This is a genomic window from Psychroflexus lacisalsi (assembly GCF_020164495.1).
GTDB lineage: Bacteria > Bacteroidota > Bacteroidia > Flavobacteriales > Flavobacteriaceae > Psychroflexus > Psychroflexus lacisalsi.
Window position 1 is genome coordinate 1037346 of record NZ_JAIQYZ010000001.1, and the last position, 17880, is coordinate 1055225.

Sequence of the window (17880 nt, forward strand, 5' to 3'; positions counted from 1 at the left end):
AATGTCAAGTTTATTTTACATTTTTTTGAAAAGGCCATTGCAAGGCGTACGTATTTTCTCTTTTGATTTTGCTCATAGCAACCCTAATAGCACTTAGATTATAAGCCTAAAACACTCACGTTTACCTACAATTTGGGATCTGTTGGGGAAGTTCTCTTGAAGGTTTATAAACTCTAAAACTTCTGAACTCGCCTGAAGTCGGCGTGAGTTGGGAGGGGTTATGACTATAATGTGCCTAAGAAGTTCGCACTATATTTTTTAGTAACTTGACTTAACTTAATAATTTGAACGTTGGGAACTATGAAAACTTTACTACAAAAATTTGTTGTACTATCTTTAATTTTATTGCTTTTTACCTCATGCGTTTCTATAAAAGCTCCGCAGATATGGAGTGGTATGACTGTAAGAGAATTTATTAAAGAGGCAAAACATGAAGAGCTCGTTTCTATGGATAGTGGATGGATTATTTACAGAGTCTTTTACGGTTATCATGCTCAAAACCTTATGTTCTACTACTTTTACGACAACAAGCTTGTTAAAATGAACCAAGGTCAAAGAGATGTTGATGTAAGAGTTAGGGTGAATTAAACGTCTTTACCTATACAATATCTACTTAAATAATAATTTTCTTTAATTTATACTAGACATAATTATTATTATACTATTTTTTTATTCAATTTGTATTTATTGTGGAAAATGACAAAGTATGGTAATTTCGCAGCAGTTCAAAGATAACAGCCGGCACAAGGAATTTCTAGTGATATAAAGTACTGGAATAATGATGCAGCTAAGGGTAGACTAGAATTGCGTGTTGATGATCAGATACAATACGAGAGAGATAAAGCCAAAGAATAGGTACAAGATCACTATGGTAAATGCGGTTTCAATCCTAGTTTCTTATTGGAATGGTATTTAGTAGAAGCGGTAGTTCATTATCTTATATTCTTAGATTAAAATACGATAATAGATACTTGTATCTTATAACGGGTCTTGCTGGATGTAATTGTAATTATGTAGGATGTGACAGTTATTATCCGACAAATAAAAAACTTAAAGTTATAGATTTGAACGGTGAGTTAATTAATGCAAAAAACGTAAAAAGCCATGTAAAACTTCCGTTAACCGAAGGCATTTCTGAGGTAAATCTAATAGAATATTATAATATTCATTATAAACCAATTCAAAACACATGAAACCAGAAACTAAAAAAGATATCCTATATTGGAGCATTATAGTAATGCTAGGAGCTGCAGTAATAATTTTATTATAAAATTAAGAGAAATGCAAACAGATTATTTGGAAATAAAAGAAGCCGAGACGGAACTGGTGCAAAAAGTAGCGGCACTGATAAGAATAAGGCGAGAAGAACTAGGCATGGGTCAAGTTCTGTTATCAAAATTAAGCGGAGTAGAAAGAGCTAATATAAGCAGGATTGAAAGAGGTAAGCGTCCAGGGCTCACCTTTGGAATTGTGGTAAAATTATTCACTGCTTTAAAAATTGACTTCGCCGCTATTGACGATTTATAAATCAAAAAAACTATCAAAAAAAGCCCTCCGATTATTCGGCAGGACCTTTTTTTATGTCTAATAATTTCTTAAGCATATTTTCAATACGGTTTAGCTGTTAAGGAATAATTGAAACCTTATTTAAATCGATCAATGCTGGAGGACTTTGTATTTTCATTAATGATTCACAGGAAGCTTCTGCACTTGTTATAGTTGAAGGAGTTGTGAATTGCTTTCAAAATTGTATTTTCATTAATGATTCACAGGTAAAAAAGCATTTGTAGCATTATACGCTCTGTTGTGAATTGCTTTCAAAATTGTATTTTCATTAATGATTCACAGGCTATATCAGTAACGGTGCTATTGGTTTCGCGTTGTGAATTGCTTTCAAAATTGTATTTTCATTAATGATTCACAGGATTTAGCTGCTTATATATTCGTTAACTTTAGTTGTGAATTGCTTTCAAAATTGTATTTTCATTAATGATTCACAGGATTTACAGAGGCCATATAAACGAAATGGCAGTTGTGAATTGCTTTCAAAATTGTATTTTCATTAATGATTCACAGGGCGACTAAGTAATAACATTTATCAACTTCCGTTGTGAATTGCTTTCAAAATTGTATTTTCATTAATGATTCACAGGTAAAAAAGATTTGGTTAAATATTATAATCAGTTGTGAATTGCTTTCAAAATTGTATTTTCATTAATGATTCACAGGTTAAAACACAAATTGGAGAATCACTTACAGGTTGTGAATTGCTTTCAAAATTGTATTTTCATTAATGATTCACAGGTTAAAACACAAATTGGAGAATCACTTACAGGTTGTGAATTGCTTTCAAAATTGTATTTTCATTAATGATTCACAGGCATTTGTCAATTTTAAACTCAGCAATACAGTTGTGAATTGCTTTCAAAATTGTATTTTCATTAATGATTCACAGGATTCATTAAAATGTTTTTCTGTAAGGTCTTGTTGTGAATTGCTTTCAAAATTGTATTTTCATTAATGATTCACAGGGTTGAACAGGAATTAACAGAATAGATATGGTTGTGAATTGCTTTCAAAATTGTATTTTCATTAATGATTCACAGGACTTTTTTAAACTTGTAAATATTGGAGGTGGTTGTGAATTGCTTTCAAAATTGTATTTTCATTAATGATTCACAGGAAAAGTGATGGATGGCTCCTTGATCGCTATGTTGTGAATTGCTTTCAAAATTGTATTTTCATTAATGATTCACAGGGACGAAGAAGGAAACCCTACAGGAGAATACGTTGTGAATTGCTTTCAAAATTGTATTTTCATTAATGATTCACAGGATTGGCTGAGTTTGAAAAACAGTCAACTGCGTTGTGAATTGCTTTCAAAATTGTATTTTCATTAATGATTCACAGGTTCTACCCTACTCGATCTCAAATGGATCAAGTTGTGAATTGCTTTCAAAATTGTATTTTCATTAATGATTCACAGGTATTTTTATAAACTACTCTAGGTATAAAGAGTTGTGAATTGCTTTCAAAATTGTATTTTCATTAATGATTCACAGGTTCTAGTTTTCGACGATGTTAAAAAGAATTGTTGTGAATTGCTTTCAAAATTGTATTTTCATTAATGATTCACAGGAAATCGTAAGTAATGAAAAACACATATCGAGTTGTGAATTGCTTTCAAAATTGTATTTTCATTAATGATTCACAGGCCTGTCTCAACAAGTGTAAGTGTTGAATCCGTTGTGAATTGCTTTCAAAATTGTATTTTCATTAATGATTCACAGGCCTGGTACTTTGAGGGATTCTGTGGCCATTGTTGTGAATTGCTTTCAAAATTGTATTTTCATTAATGATTCACAGGAGTGTATTGTTGGCCACAGGATTGAAGGAAGTTGTGAATTGCTTTCAAAATTGTATTTTCATTAATGATTCACAGGCTGAGGTGCCGATGGGAATGCGGGCGGTACGTTGTGAATTGCTTTCAAAATTGTATTTTCATTAATGATTCACAGGATGCTGACATTGCAGAAGAGAGACAAATTGGTTGTGAATTGCTTTCAAAATTGTATTTTCATTAATGATTCACAGGTGAAAAGATGCAACGCTTTAGAAGGAGGGTGTTGTGAATTGCTTTCAAAATTGTATTTTCATTAATGATTCACAGGCATCTGCTCTAAGTTGATCGCCTATTCCAGGTTGTGAATTGCTTTCAAAATTGTATTTTCATTAATGATTCACAGGTGGAGTTTGACGTTGTTTGGCTCAATTCGGTTGTGAATTGCTTTCAAAATTGTATTTTCATTAATGATTCACAGGCCCCTACAAGTGCTAGCCTAGCATCTTGAGTTGTGAATTGCTTTCAAAATTGTATTTTCATTAATGATTCACAGGGTTGAATTAATTGCATACACAAATATAACAGTTGTGAATTGCTTTCAAAATTGTATTTTCATTAATGATTCACAGGCAGCAGAACAGCATTGTTTCTTTGGAATAGTTGTGAATTGCTTTCAAAATTGTATTTTCATTAATGATTCACAGGATTATCTGGCCAACAAAAAAATAGATTTCTGTTGTGAATTGCTTTCAAAATTGTATTTTCATTAATGATTCACAGGAAATCCTTAGTACAAGTTGGAGCTAACAGCGTTGTGAATTGCTTTCAAAATTGTATTTTCATTAATGATTCACAGGCTGCCTTTATTGAGCTATTTACAGCAGATGGTTGTGAATTGCTTTCAAAATTGTATTTTCATTAATGATTCACAGGGTAGTGCCAAGTATCAATCTATAAAACTTGGTTGTGAATTGCTTTCAAAATTGTATTTTCATTAATGATTCACAGGTTGTGGCTTTGCTATATACATCACTTGTGGGTTGTGAATTGCTTTCAAAATTGTATTTTCATTAATGATTCACAGGATCACAGCTTTCAAAGATATAAGAGAAACAGTTGTGAATTGCTTTCAAAATTGTATTTTCATTAATGATTCACAGGAATGGTTGCTCAAGTAGCAAGTAATATTTAGTTGTGAATTGCTTTCAAAATTGTATTTTCATTAATGATTCACAGGTTTGAAGACTTGCAAGCTTTCGCGAGCGAAGTTGTGAATTGCTTTCAAAATTGTATTTTCATTAATGATTCACAGGGAAATGTACAAAAGAGGAAAAACCTTATTTGTTGTGAATTGCTTTCAAAATTGTATTTTCATTAATGATTCACAGGTCCCTCTATAAGAGAAGCTGTGGTGGGATAGTTGTGAATTGCTTTCAAAATTGTATTTTCATTAATGATTCACAGGGTTTTGCTTGGTCTTTACTTGCTCCAGATGGTTGTGAATTGCTTTCAAAATTGTATTTTCATTAATGATTCACAGGCAATTTGACCTTGGGGATAGTGTTTACTTAGTTGTGAATTGCTTTCAAAATTGTATTTTCATTAATGATTCACAGGAAAACAGATCCTCCAAAGCAAACCACAGAGGTTGTGAATTGCTTTCAAAATTGTATTTTCATTAATGATTCACAGGAAAGCTTCAAAAGCTTATAAATCTCATCGAGTTGTGAATTGCTTTCAAAATTGTATTTTCATTAATGATTCACAGGCGATCAAGATAATTTCCCATTGAACAAAAGTTGTGAATTGCTTTCAAAATTGTATTTTCATTAATGATTCACAGGGTATCAGCTGTAAAATGCTGATACCTTGTTTTTTAAGCAATAAATAGCTTAAAAAAAATGAAAGAAATGGATAGGGTCTAAAGGAAAATATAGGTTTAAAATAATTCTAACTGTTGAGAGGGTGGTTCCATATAGGCTTCTTTTTTTCCATGAAACAACTCAATCATCCCAAACTGTTTATCGGTGATTTGCATGATACCAACCTTTCCTTTCTTTGGCAGTGACTTTTGAATTCTGTTAATATGTACTTGCATGTTTTCTCGACTGGCACAAAATCGCGTATAAATTGAGAATTGAAACATACCAAATCCATCGTCCAACAAGGATTTTCTGAACCGATTGGCTGCTCTTCGATCTACTTTGGTTTCTGTCGGTAAATCAAAAAATACCATTACCCACATAACTCTATATTGATTTAATCTCGATAGTTTGTTTTCCACGTTCCATCATTATTTGGTTATGAATTAAATTCAGGATATAATAGGCGTCTTGAACTTCCCTCAAGACAGAAAAATAAACTAGTAGTTGTTCTGCTTAAGGCATTCATCAAAGGACTTTTTTGTCCTTCAATAGTAACGTCTAGGACTGGAATTTGTAATAGCTTCATCTTAAGTTCAGTATTCATTTCAATATCTGGATCATCTAAATCTTTAATAATATCATAGACCAGATCATCGACGTAAATGCGATATGGTTCCATCAAATCGTCAGCTAAACAATAAGCATTGTATTTATTGCGATGAAAAATACCCAGATTGGGAAGTAGACCACTTGCTATTATTGCTCTTGCTGTTGAAGCTCTTAAAATGGCATAACCATAATTCAATAAATGATTTGGTGAAATCCCTTTAGGAGTTCTATTAAAGTTGGGGATATCAAATAAGTGTTGCCAGTAATAAGCAGCAGAAACCCCTTCATGATTTTCAAGATCACCACTTTTTACTTGCTTACTCCAGTTAATCAATTTAAGTCCGTTCTTTTCTCTTTTTTTTAGATGATGGGCTTGATTCCTTATTTTATAGGTAATGGTTTGTTGCCATAAATTCTTTTTTAAAGGAATGCTGGCATCCATTTGATACCGGATGCGTTCCATTTGTTCACTATGCCCATTGAGGGGTTGTAATAAACTGATGGGCAAATGGAACTGATCGCAGTTAACAATAGCCGTTTTGTTTTGAATCAATTTGGTAATTAAGCCATTGGTTAGTGTTATTTGTTGATTCTCTAAAATGAGCATTCCAATATCTTCAATAGGAACAGTTCTATCTTCTTTATGGTCTTCAGGGAAACGAATATATAATTGTTGGTGTTTGGTGCTGAGATAGGCTGGGTTTGAAAAAAATAAAGTGCGTTTTATCATTTAATTAAGTTTTAGTATTCGCCTATCTGTACTACTTTACCTAGATGATTTAGTCTTACTTTTTTAATCTGTCCCACTCCAGATAAACCAGTTCTTAACCAACTCAAATGATGAGTTTCTTTAATATTATCTACGTTAGTTTCAAGATGATGTCTGAAAAAATAATCTCTATTTGTAAATTTTTGCATCCTAAATAAATTCCCACTTATCCGTGATTGATGTGATGAGGCCAAAAGATCAATTTCATTTGGGTTAAAGCTATTTTCTTCATTTGGAAATACAAACATTTCATTCTGTTTCATGGTGAACAAAAACTCCCAACCTTTTTCGTGATGTTTATTGATTATTGGGAGCCCAATATTTTTCCTTGTAACAGCTTCATAAAAAGACACAACTTCTTCCTGTAAATTACCTTTGTCATCTTTATAAATGGCCACGTGATGGTTATTCCCAGTACTTACGTAATCTGTAGGAACCGAATCACCATGCTTATCTTTAAGTTCTTGATTAATATGGTTTTTAGCATGGTGTAAAGGTTCAGCATTTGATACCCCCTTGATTTTAACGCGCTTAATTTTGATTCCCTTTTCTTTATTTAACCATATGGGATTCTTATCTAAATTAGCAAAGGCGTCTTTAGATTTATCATTAAACTCTTTTAATCGTTTTTTAAGAATAGCCTTTATTCCATCATCTATAACTTTATCCAGCTTCAAGTCAGGAGTTACTTCTTTCCTAATCGTATACCGACCTTCAAGCCAAGCCATCTTAACTTTATCTGGAACAGTTTCTTGTGTCCCGTTAATGTAAATAGGATTTTTAGTCAAAGAATTTGAACCTGTAAAAGCTATTTTAGAGTTATTTTCAAACTCACCTAAACGTTTTAATAGAGCTTTTCTGTAGGTCTTGCTTGCAACTAAGCCTATCATCTCTTGATTAAACTTACTACCCACTTTTTCAAGTTTCGTTTCGTAATACTGCGACTTTCCATAAATCGTTTCTTTATGAAGTTGGCCTCTAGGGGTTTGTACAGTTTGATATTTAAACTTATTATTACCTTCTACGTTGATTTTATTTTTATTCTTAGTAGTGACCTTATTTTTAGTTTTAAATGAAATTAAAATTTGAGATAATTGCTCTTTAGACTCTTTCCTTATAGTTGGAAAAGGAGCAATAAATTTTCGTTTACCTTTTTCGTCTTTGTAGGTATAGGTATTTTCAAGCTTATAGATTTCCTTGTTAGATTTGGCATTTAGGTTGTTTAAATATTGTATAATGCCAGGTTTCGTAAACGCAACCGTAATAGCATCCATCGCATGATGCCTGTGGTCATTTCGCTTCGACCAATCTTTTATTCTAGGTAACTTTTTACCTTCTTTATTTTCTTTATAATAGGTTAAGCCTACTTTTTCATACTTATCCCAATTAAGTTCCTGCATAACTTGAATTAGACCCCAATCTTCTCTCAACTTACTAGTGATTTTTCCAGAAGTTAAACTAACACGTCTTGTAATATCTAGTAAAATTTCAGCAGCTTTTTTAGCGATATAAGCAGAAGTACCTAGATCTCTATTTAGAAAATCTTCTGGTATATCATTTAAAGACATTAATAACTTGTTTTGTTTAGAGTATTTAATCTTTCCAGCTTTAAAAAGCTCCTCGACACGTTTTCTATACTTTTCAAGTCCTTCTTTACCGTATTTTCTTCCCACAAAATCAAGAGCCGTTTCGTCCCCTTTATCTAGATTACTTTTCCTCGTTTCCAAAGTTTTATTTGAAAAAGAATCATCAAAAAGTCTTGATTTTGGAATGATATGTTCGATATCGTATTTTTTGGAAAATAAGTCTTCAGGCTTTATATACTCATCAGTATATAAAGTACGGTATCCATTGGTTTCAAGTTCCTTATAAAGCTTATAGCGAATTAAATCATTGCGGCTAACGTGTGGCAAACCAAACTTACTTTTTATTTCATTCCTATATTTCTCATGATCTTTGGTTGCTCTTCCTATCGCTTTAGTCATTTCACTCCGTTGCTCCTTTGTATTTTTAAGTTCTCGAGCGAGTTCAATTCTAATTTCGTCTGGTCTTCCCATTTCAGAATCTTCAATAATTGCGTTGACCACATTTATACATTGGTTAAGTATTTTCTCAACAACAGGATTTCTTAGACTATTTTTCTTTAGTATTTCAAGCTTTGGTTTAAGCTCTCTTTCCTCATTTTGTTTTTTTGTGATAGAATTAGAATGGTTATATCCTGCTAGTTCACATGCTTCTGAGTACAATTTACCATCCTCCAGATAAGGTAATATCTTCCTAATGGCTCTTGCGCTTAGGCTACCATAATCATCTTGAAAACTGATGTTTATTAAATAGTGTAAATGCTCATCTTTAAATCCAAATGTTGATTTTAGTTTTTGTTCAAGCGATTCGGTTCCTGTTCTTGTGAAATCGTCTTCATAGGAATAAAGTAAATGCCATAATTCGTAAGACTCTTGTTTAGAAAAAGGATTTCCTTTTAATGTTGAATTAAATTCAAGAATTCCTTTATCAATTCCAATTTCATCAAAACATTTTTTTAAAATCTCAATTAGATCCTCTCCATCTATATTAGAATAGTCAATATTGTCGTAGCCTTCAATTCTTAAAATCTCTTTGTAAGTTTTAAGTAAATTATAATTAGTTCTGTTTCCCTCGACTGTTTTAAAATTTATTTTCCATTCATTTGGCTTTAAGCCCAATTCCTTCAAAAATTGTTTATCAGTTAATTTATCAATCCAATTTAATGTTTGAAAAAGCTCTTTATTTGTCTCTTCTTCGATATGGTATACCTCGTTAGTTTTGACATTCGTAATTCTAACAGAGTTCAAGTTTTGCCATACTTTAAACTCTTGAAATAAGGGAGATGATTTTGGCACAACACGGTGTCCTACTATTTTATTCTTTTTTTCCCCGTCAATAATTACTTCTTGTTCCCAACTCTCAAACTCACAATAGCTGATTAGTCCTTTTTGAGACTTAAGCCTTCGCTGGTAGAAAATGATTTCATTTTGAATTTTATCTCTTAATTCATTTGTCAACTCTGGATAAAATTCAGCTTGTTTTCCCCAGATTTTTTGAAACTCATTAAGATAGTCCTGCCTATAAAATACTTGATTTTTTAAACTATTATGAGGGTTTTTAGCGATCTGCTTGTATTGGTATTCACCAACGGTCATATTGTTGAAATGTAGTTCCTTGCTACGGTCACTAATTTCACTTAAATAACCACTAGACTTATTAATCTCACTATTTATATCTTGTAAAACAATTGCTAAATATTCTAGTCCTATTTTTTCAGATAATGCTAGTTTTCTGAGTTTATAGGTCTCTAATTTTTTATCTGCTTTACTTCCATCTATCTTAATTCCTTTGATACTGAATGGTTTTTCACAAATCTTCCAAGTTTGGTTTTTATTTTTGCCTTCAACTTCTTTAAAAAGCTCTGCAGTTAAGGCTTCGGGATAATATTTTTTTTGATGATTCCAAACTTTATTAAATTCATTTTCAAGATCAGATCGATAGTAGTCTGGTAAAGATTTCTTACCATCTTTTAATAGTGTAAATGAAAATTCGCCCGGTGTCAAATCGTGGTCATACAACTTTTTGGTTATGTCCATTGAATCTATTAACTCTCCTTCTTCGCTATTGTTAGCTTTTCTACTACTTTTATACCCACGCTTCTTATTAATTGATAAAAGAACCCTAGCAAATTCATCTTTTTTTAATTTCTCAGAAACAGCATTATTTCTCAAACTCAATAACTCATGTGATGAGTTTTTACCGGTTTCCGTCAGTTTGGTTTTCTGATTTATAAAATTTATAAGTTTTAATTCATCAATCAATGCTTTTCTTCTAAGCTGATATCTAAACTTATTTCTTCTTGCGCCTCTTTTTAAGGTCCGATCTGCATTAATTGTTATACTATTTCCTTTTTTAAAGTCATTTTCTTCATCAGTTGAAATAGGAACCACTCTTACACCAGTATTAACTATGGATGACTTTTCGTTTTCATTTTCTGCTTCTTTTACAAAAGCCCATCCAATGGAAGTTGTCCCTAAATCCAATCCTAAAATTTTTTTCATAATATGTTGGTTATCTAATTATATTAATATCTTTGTTTCACAATTTTGAAGCAATTCACAATAAGGATTATTCCGTTGTGAAAACATTTAAAGCGGCCTTTACGGGTCGCTTTCTTCTTTTAAAGAACTTAAATCTAATAAATTCTTTCAAAACTCACAACATCTAACGCTAAGGATATGAAATTAAATAAGTAATCTCTTGGTTTTTAAAATATTAAAAAAATAACCTATTTACCTTTCCCAAATTTTTAACTTCTACTCCGAGCAAGAGTCTAAAATTATCTAAATTCAAACAAGGGATTGATTTAGTAATAAAAAAATATCGCACCATTTCTGGTAAATAAATATTTTAAAGATTTACTAAAACATTCAATATTCCTTCTCACTTGGAATTACCCCTCTAACACCTCCGGCAGGATTTTCAACATCACCTTTATAACGCGGAATAATATGAATGTGAACATGTGGAATAGTTTGACCACTAGCTTCATTAACATTAATACCTATATTATACCCATCTGGATTGAATTTGTTTTGTAAATCTGCTTTAATCAAATTCACTAGAAACCAGCATGCAGATTGCTCTCTAAAACTAAGTTCAAAATAATCGGAGACTTTTCTTTTAGGAATTACCAGTGTGTGACCTTCTGAAACAGGAAATTTGTCACTAAAAGCAAAACAACTCGCTAATTCGCCCGCTTGATCTTTAGGTTCAAGTCTTTCAAAAAAAGGACTAGCTTCAGGATTATTTTGATTTAAAAAACAATGATGTTGGTATTCGTAGATTTCAACATTATCATTTTTAAAAACTGTTTTGAAGGGAAGTATAACATTGGTCTGGAAAGTTTTAACCTTGTGGATAAAATGAGTTCTAAATCCTGCATTTTTAATATCTCTCCTTACGCTGAAATAGGCTTTTCCTCCAAACTTTAGAAGTTTGGAAATTTCAAACAAAACTTTTGCTTGGTCTTGACTTTGGATAACATTTAGGACATAATGACACAGTATAGTATCATAAGTTTTGGTGGGGTAGTGGGGAAAATATTCAGGATCGTAACCAGAAATATTCAGACCTCTCTTTTTTAATTCTACAACATCTTTCCCAAAGCCACACCCAAAATCGAGAGTCTCGCCTACAATCAATTTTTTATCCAATAAAAGCTTGCTAGGAAAAGACATCTTATCTCTTTCTTTGGCTGTGCAATGAGAAAATTGATTTTTGGATGCCATAACTTAATTTAAATATTCAAATCCATTATTGTGAGCAACAGTGATAAGCGGACTTATAACGTCTTTGTATTGGCTATAATTTATTTGCTCATTATCTTCAAAATTAGGGAAAACTGATAAATACTCTTCTTTAAAATTTTTTGGCATCGATTTTCCAAATACTTGTATAGCATCATTTTGTAACTTATAAAAGCCATCAAAATATTTTTTAACTAATGGGAGTTTATTGCTTTTAGAGGTATTAAAATTTGAGTTTATGGGAACTAAGTTCCAAATCAAATCATGAGAGACAAATGAATAAGGCACAAAATGGTCAACGTGATAGTTTTTCGGGTTCAATGTCTCATTGGTGAAAATACATTTAGTTTCAGGTCTTTTTTCAAGATAAATATTCCAAAATTTGTTTCGCTGTTTGGTTAAACTATTTCGTTTAGCTGGCTTTATCAGTTTATTAATAACATCTGGGGTACTAGGGTTTCTAGCTTGAATAAATAAAGCTAAATTCCAATAAATAAAGTCTTTGATTACTTTGGCATTTAATCGAATATAGTCGTACCAATTATCATTGACTATAATATGATTTTTAAAAAGGTGATAAATTGAATTTTGAAAATCTAGTTGTGAGGATTCGTAAATTGACTTTTTAGATCCTTTAAACCAAGGGCTTAGAAACTTATGTGGAACATTTTTATCGAGGTGATAAAGCTTTTTTAAAATAGTGATGTCTTTAGTTTCAATTAAGCACTTTCTTATCTCTGCTTTATCATCACTAACTTTTATAGAGGTAGAATTGAAGAAATCGTTTATGAGTTGGGATATGTGGTCTTGACTTCCGAATGATAATCTAAAATACTTTACTGGATACCAAGCATTCGAAATCATACGTGCAAATAATCTATCCTTCTGAATTTCTTTATTACCCCTTTCAACTTCCTCGACAATAGCTAAAAACCAATAAAACTTATAAGTTGCTGAAGTATAATTAAAAATACTAGCTAATGCATTGTTATTGATATCAGGAGAAAATGGTAGTTGATTCATTTTTTATCTTTTACAGTCAAATATAGTGGAAGTCAGTTTATTTTGAGACACAACTCTTCAATAGCTATGCAAACTGAACTAAAAAATAAGAGGACCCCAAATTTTTAACTTCTACCCCAATCAAGAGTCTAAAAATTATCTAAATTCACAATAGTATCATTAAACCCTATAACCCATGCGATATTTTATTATAGTTCTATTGGTGAGTGCTAGCTTAAACGCACAAACCTATACAGGCTTTACAACAGCCTCTGCCGAAACTCAAGCTCAACAGGAAATCGATTTTTTAAATCAGGTAAAGCCGGCTGACTTTAAAACCCATCTAAAAACCTTAACCCAAGAGCCCCACATCGCTGGGACGCCCGCCAACGAAAAGGTAAGAGATTATATGGTTACAACTATGGATAAAGCTGGTTGGTCGGTAGACACCTATCCTTACGAAGTATATATGAGTAGCGGTCCTGGAACCTCATTGGTAGAAGTGGTGTCGCCAGTCTCCAAAATACTCGATCAGAAAGAGGAAGCTCTGGCAGAAGATCCCTATTCGCAAAACGCCACTCTTGTAAAAGGCTGGAATGCCTACTCAGGAAGTGGAGACGTGACTGCTGAGGTGATCTATGCCAATTACGGCACCAAAGCCGATTTTGAAAAGCTGGAAGAACTCGGTGTATCGGTTAAGGGTAAGATCGTGATTGCTAGATACGGTGGCAACTTCCGCGGGTATAAGGCCAAATTTGCCGAAGCGCATGGAGCAGTCGGACTTATTATCTACACCGATCCTAAAGATTCTGGGTTTACCAAAGGCTTAACCTTCCCCGAAGGCGTGTATTACAACCCTAGTGCCATCCAACGTGGCTCTTTGCTTACCGCCGACTGGACTGGTGATCCGTTGACGCCTTACCAACCCGCCTTACCATTAGACCATAAGGACACTCCAGAGCGTTTGGCGCCAGAGGATGCAGGTCTGCATACTATTCCTGTCACGCCTATTGGTTATGGTGCCGCAGAGTCTATTTTTAAATATATGAAAGGCGAGGTGGTTCCTCAAGATTGGCAAGGCGGTTTGCCTTATACCTATAGAGTAGACGGTGGAAAGGATCTGAAAGTAAGACTCAAAGTGGACCAACCCAAAAAAATGACCAAGATTTATAATGTTGTTGCGACCTTAAAAGGCAAAGAACAACCAGACGAATGGGTGATTCTAGGCTGCCATTACGATGCCTGGGCTTTTGGAGCGACAGATCCCAATTCGGGAACCGCCATGCTGTTGAGCTTATCAGAATCATTAGGGCGTTTAGCCGAAGCTGGAAAAAGACCCAATCGGTCGATTATGATTGCCCATTGGGATGCCGAGGAACATGGGGTAATTGGCTCTAGCGAATGGGTGGAGCAGATGAAGGATGAGCTAAAGGCTAAAGCGGTGGCTTATATTAATTTAGATGGAGCTGTATCTGGGAAAACCTTTCGAGCGTCATCGGCCCCGAGTCTCAAAACCCTTATTGCTGGCGCTGCCAAGGCGGTAGACTATCCCTACACAGAGGAAAGCGTTTATGAGCATTGGGCGGGTGAGAAGCCAGAGCCCAATATTGGAAATCTGGGTGGGGGCTCAGATCATATTGCCTTTTATATGTTTGCCGGCGTGCCCTCTTTAAGTGGTGGAGCCAGCGGACCTACCTTATACCATACCAATTACGATGACTTTTATTATTACGAGAATTTCGTAGATCCCGAATTTCAGATGGGACCTATGGTCGAAAAACTGATGGGTATCTTGAGCTTAAGGTTGGCCAATGCCGAGCTTATTCCTTACGATATAGAGCGGTATGCTACAGATTTGGAACTGCATTTTGAAAACGCAACTCAGCAGGTAAAGTCTTTTTATTCTGATTTTACTGGGTTTACAGCTTCAAGCCAAGCGATATCCAGCTTAAAACTCTCCACTACCTCAGTGGCGAAAGCCTTTGAGGAACAACTTCAAAGCGGGAACTTAAGCAAAAAGCGAACGAAACGACTGAATGCTAAGCTGATGGCGTTGGAAAAGAGTTTCCTGGACCCTGAAGGCATGCCTTATAGAGACTGGTACAAATCGCTTTACGCTTCCTCCGATCCGTTTAGCGGCTATGCCTCTTGGATACTTCCAGGCCTGCAGTATCAAATTGAAATGGAAAACAAAGACCAACTTTCCGACTGGGACCAGCGTTACGCCAATGCCATCAATGACCTTAACGCTAAGTTGGCTGATATCATGGAGAGTTTGTAGAAGACTAGTTTCTGAGTTCCTTAGTTGTGTGAGTCGTGAATAGTTTACTGTTTTTAGTTTATTGTTTCTCGTATAGCTGTATAATGGAGTAGTGGTGTAGTAGGAGAGACGTGAGTCGTCATAAGTGAATCATGAATCGGGGTGAACAGCAATGTCATTTCGATACATTTTTATTCCGTTGCACTCCATAAAAACACTCAATGACCAACCCCATTCTGGTGGCTGAGTGATCCGACGACTGGTGGCTGAGTGATCCCGACATTTTCGTCGGGATTGTATCGAAGCTACCATTCGAAGCCACAGACAACGTCATTTCAATACATTTTTATTCCGTTGCACTCCACAAAAACACTCAATGACCAACTCCATTCTGGTGGCTGAGTGATCCCGACATTTTTGTCGGGATTGTATCGAAGCTACCTTTCTAAGTTGTTGACAACGTCATTTCGATACATTTTTATTCCGTTGCACTCCACAAAAACACTCAATGACCAACCCCATTCTGGTGGCTGAGTGATACGACGACTGGTGGCTGAGTGATCCCTACATTTTTGTTGGGATTGTATCGAAGCTACCATTCGAAGCCACAGTCAACGTCATTTCGATACATTTTTATTCCGTTGCACTCCACAAAAACACTCAATGACCAACCCCATTCTGGTGGCTGAGTGATCCCGACATTTTCGTCGGGATTGTATCGAAGCTACCTTTCTAAGTTGTTGACAACGTCATTTCGATACATTTTTATTCCGTTGCACTCCATAAAAACACTCAATGACCAACCCCATTCTGGTGGCTGAGTGATACGACGACTGGTGGCTGAGTGATCCCGACATTTTCGTCGGGATTGTATCGAAGCTACCATTCGAAGCCACAGTCAACGTCATTTCGAAACGTTCCCAAGGTTTCGAATTTTTCGACGAACTTTTTTTGTTAATAAGAGTTAAAACCATTTTTCTTTTGAACCCTAATTCAAGTTCGAGCGTAAGTAATGAAAACAAAAAAATATAACGATGAAAAATTTTAAGAAACAATCAATTTTTACAATGATGATCCTGGCTTTGGTAATTGTCGGTTGCAGTAGCGACGATGATAACAACAGAATTGTTGAAGAACAAGCTTTGGAAGGCTATGAAAATACTCGAGCTGCTGTAGATGGTGTAGCGGATTTTATCGATGGTCCTATCGCTAATTTAACTGCCGACCTTGGTGAGCTTACCATGGCAGAAGGAGGTTTTGACGGTGCTACTGTAGATCCTCAAGCAAAAGTAGCCGCTACCAATGCTGTTGAGGCTTATGAATTGAATCCAACGGATGCGAATGCTGTGATTGCTGCCAACGCCATTGAAGATTTAGTTGTAGCGAACCGAGTTGCTATTATTACAGATTTCCAACAAATTTTAGGAAACGATTTTCCATCCAACGCAGATCTTGGAGCTCTTATCGCTTCAGTGGAAGATCGGTTAAATAAGCCTGAAGGTTTGATGGACACGCAGTCAGCTGCTTTTGATGTGATTACCGCTGTGCAAATAAATGGAGTTGCCGTGGAAGCTTTACTCAATATTGCAAATACACGTTATGAATTAGGTCTGGACGTTCCAACTTATACTGCGCCTAGTATTCCTTCTTCATTGAATACTCAGAATTTATTGGAGACTGCTTTAAATTCAGTTTCAGCTGTTGGAAGTCTTGCAGTACCTTCTGTAGAAGCTATTCAGGCTATTGTGGACGATTTGTTAATGACTGAAGTTCAGGCTGGATATGAAACTAATAGAGCAGCGGTTGCGGGTGTGGCCGACTTTATCGATGGACCTATTGGTCAATTGACAGAAGATTTAGGAACCATAACCGATAGTGATTTTTCCAGAGTTATGGTAGATGCTCAAGTCAGAGTGGATGCAATGAGTGCGATTGAAGCTTACGAAGCAAATCCTTCAACTGAAACAGCGATTGCAGCAGCCAACGAAATTGAGAACCTGGTTGTAGCTAACAGAGTAGCTATTATTGGCGACTTTCAACAAATTTTAGCTAATGACTTCCCATCAGATGACGACCTGGCAGCTCTTGTCGCTTCAGTTGAAGAAGGATTAGAAAGACCATCAGATCTTTCTGGAGCCGAGAATGCAGTTTTCGATGTGATTGTAGCAGTTCAGGTTAATGGAGCAGCAGTTGAAGCCTTATTAAATATAGCTAATACAACTTATGAATTGGAACTGGAGATCCCGATGTACGCTGCACCTAGTTTACCCGAGATGGCTTCAGAAACGAACTTACTTGTAACTTCAATTGAATCCGTATCAGCAGTCGGTGACCTAGCAGTACCTTCAGTTGAAGCCATTCAGGCTATTGTGGATAACGCTTTAGCAAATTAATTTTCTAAAACAGTAGATTTTTTTACGAGTATGTATTTAAAGAGTAGGGTTCAAGCCTTACTCTTTTTTGTTTTGTAATCACGCTAAGGTTTTGATAAGGTCATTTCAATACATTTTATTCCGTTTCACTCCATAAAACCACCTACCCGACGAACTCATTAAGGCAGGCCTGCCCGAATGTGAATACAGACGGGTGATTCTACGTAAGGAGAATCGTATCGGAGCTACCATGAAGCATCGAGATGCCAGCGTTCACGACTCCGCTCGAACCTGAAACACTCTCAAGTGAAAGTTAAAATTCACAAT

The 17880-nt window shown here is 34.8% G+C and carries 9 protein-coding genes and 1 CRISPR repeat array; of the genes, 4 read left to right on the forward strand and 5 right to left on the reverse strand.

Annotated features, from left to right (window positions below; all coding sequences use genetic code 11):
- Positions 1-300 precede the first annotated feature (300 nt).
- The gene (locus LB449_RS04880; RefSeq protein WP_224453951.1) at positions 301-588 is read left to right on the forward strand and encodes a hypothetical protein; all 288 of its coding nucleotides are present in this window, start codon (positions 301-303) and stop codon (positions 586-588) included.
- Between the two features lie 693 nt (positions 589-1281).
- A complete protein-coding gene (locus LB449_RS04885; RefSeq protein WP_224453952.1) occupies positions 1282-1527 on the forward strand; it encodes a helix-turn-helix domain-containing protein in 246 nt (81 codons plus the stop codon).
- A 200-nt stretch (positions 1528-1727) separates the two neighbouring features.
- Positions 1728-5187: direct repeats of the CRISPR family, unit length 46 nt; unit sequence GTTGTGAATTGCTTTCAAAATTGTATTTTCATTAATGATTCACAGG.
- A gap of 95 nt (positions 5188-5282) precedes the next feature.
- On the opposite strand, the gene cas2 is transcribed toward LB449_RS04885, so the two are convergent.
- From cas2 to LB449_RS04910, 5 genes are all read right to left on the reverse strand, one after another.
- On the reverse strand, positions 5283-5588 hold the full coding sequence (cas2, locus tag LB449_RS04890) for a CRISPR-associated endonuclease Cas2 (protein ID WP_224454433.1): 306 nt from the start codon (positions 5586-5588) through the stop codon (positions 5283-5285).
- 56 nt (positions 5589-5644) lie between these two features.
- Complete coding sequence (gene cas1, locus LB449_RS04895; RefSeq protein WP_224453953.1) at positions 5645-6547, reverse strand: type II CRISPR-associated endonuclease Cas1; 903 nt, start codon at positions 6545-6547, stop codon at positions 5645-5647.
- 11 nt (positions 6548-6558) lie between these two features.
- Positions 6559-10671: a type II CRISPR RNA-guided endonuclease Cas9 gene (cas9, locus tag LB449_RS04900; protein WP_224453954.1), complete on the reverse strand. Its 4113-nt coding sequence runs from the start codon at positions 10669-10671 to the stop codon at positions 6559-6561.
- A gap of 369 nt (positions 10672-11040) precedes the next feature.
- Positions 11041-11901: an HIT family protein gene (locus LB449_RS04905; protein WP_224453955.1), complete on the reverse strand. Its 861-nt coding sequence runs from the start codon at positions 11899-11901 to the stop codon at positions 11041-11043.
- Positions 11902-11904: 3 nt separating this feature from the next.
- Positions 11905-12942, reverse strand: a complete 1038-nt coding sequence (locus LB449_RS04910) for an HNH endonuclease domain-containing protein (protein WP_224453956.1) — start codon at positions 12940-12942, stop codon at positions 11905-11907.
- Positions 12943-13117: 175 nt separating this feature from the next.
- Here LB449_RS04910 and LB449_RS04915 point away from each other — a divergent pair, with 175 nt between their 5' ends.
- Entirely contained in the window at positions 13118-15202 is a 2085-nt protein-coding gene (locus LB449_RS04915; RefSeq protein ID WP_224453957.1) for a M28 family peptidase, read from the forward strand.
- A 1013-nt stretch (positions 15203-16215) separates the two neighbouring features.
- On the forward strand, positions 16216-17574 hold the full coding sequence (locus LB449_RS04920) for a hypothetical protein (RefSeq protein WP_224453958.1): 1359 nt from the start codon (positions 16216-16218) through the stop codon (positions 17572-17574).
- The last annotated feature ends 306 nt before the right edge of the window (positions 17575-17880 follow it).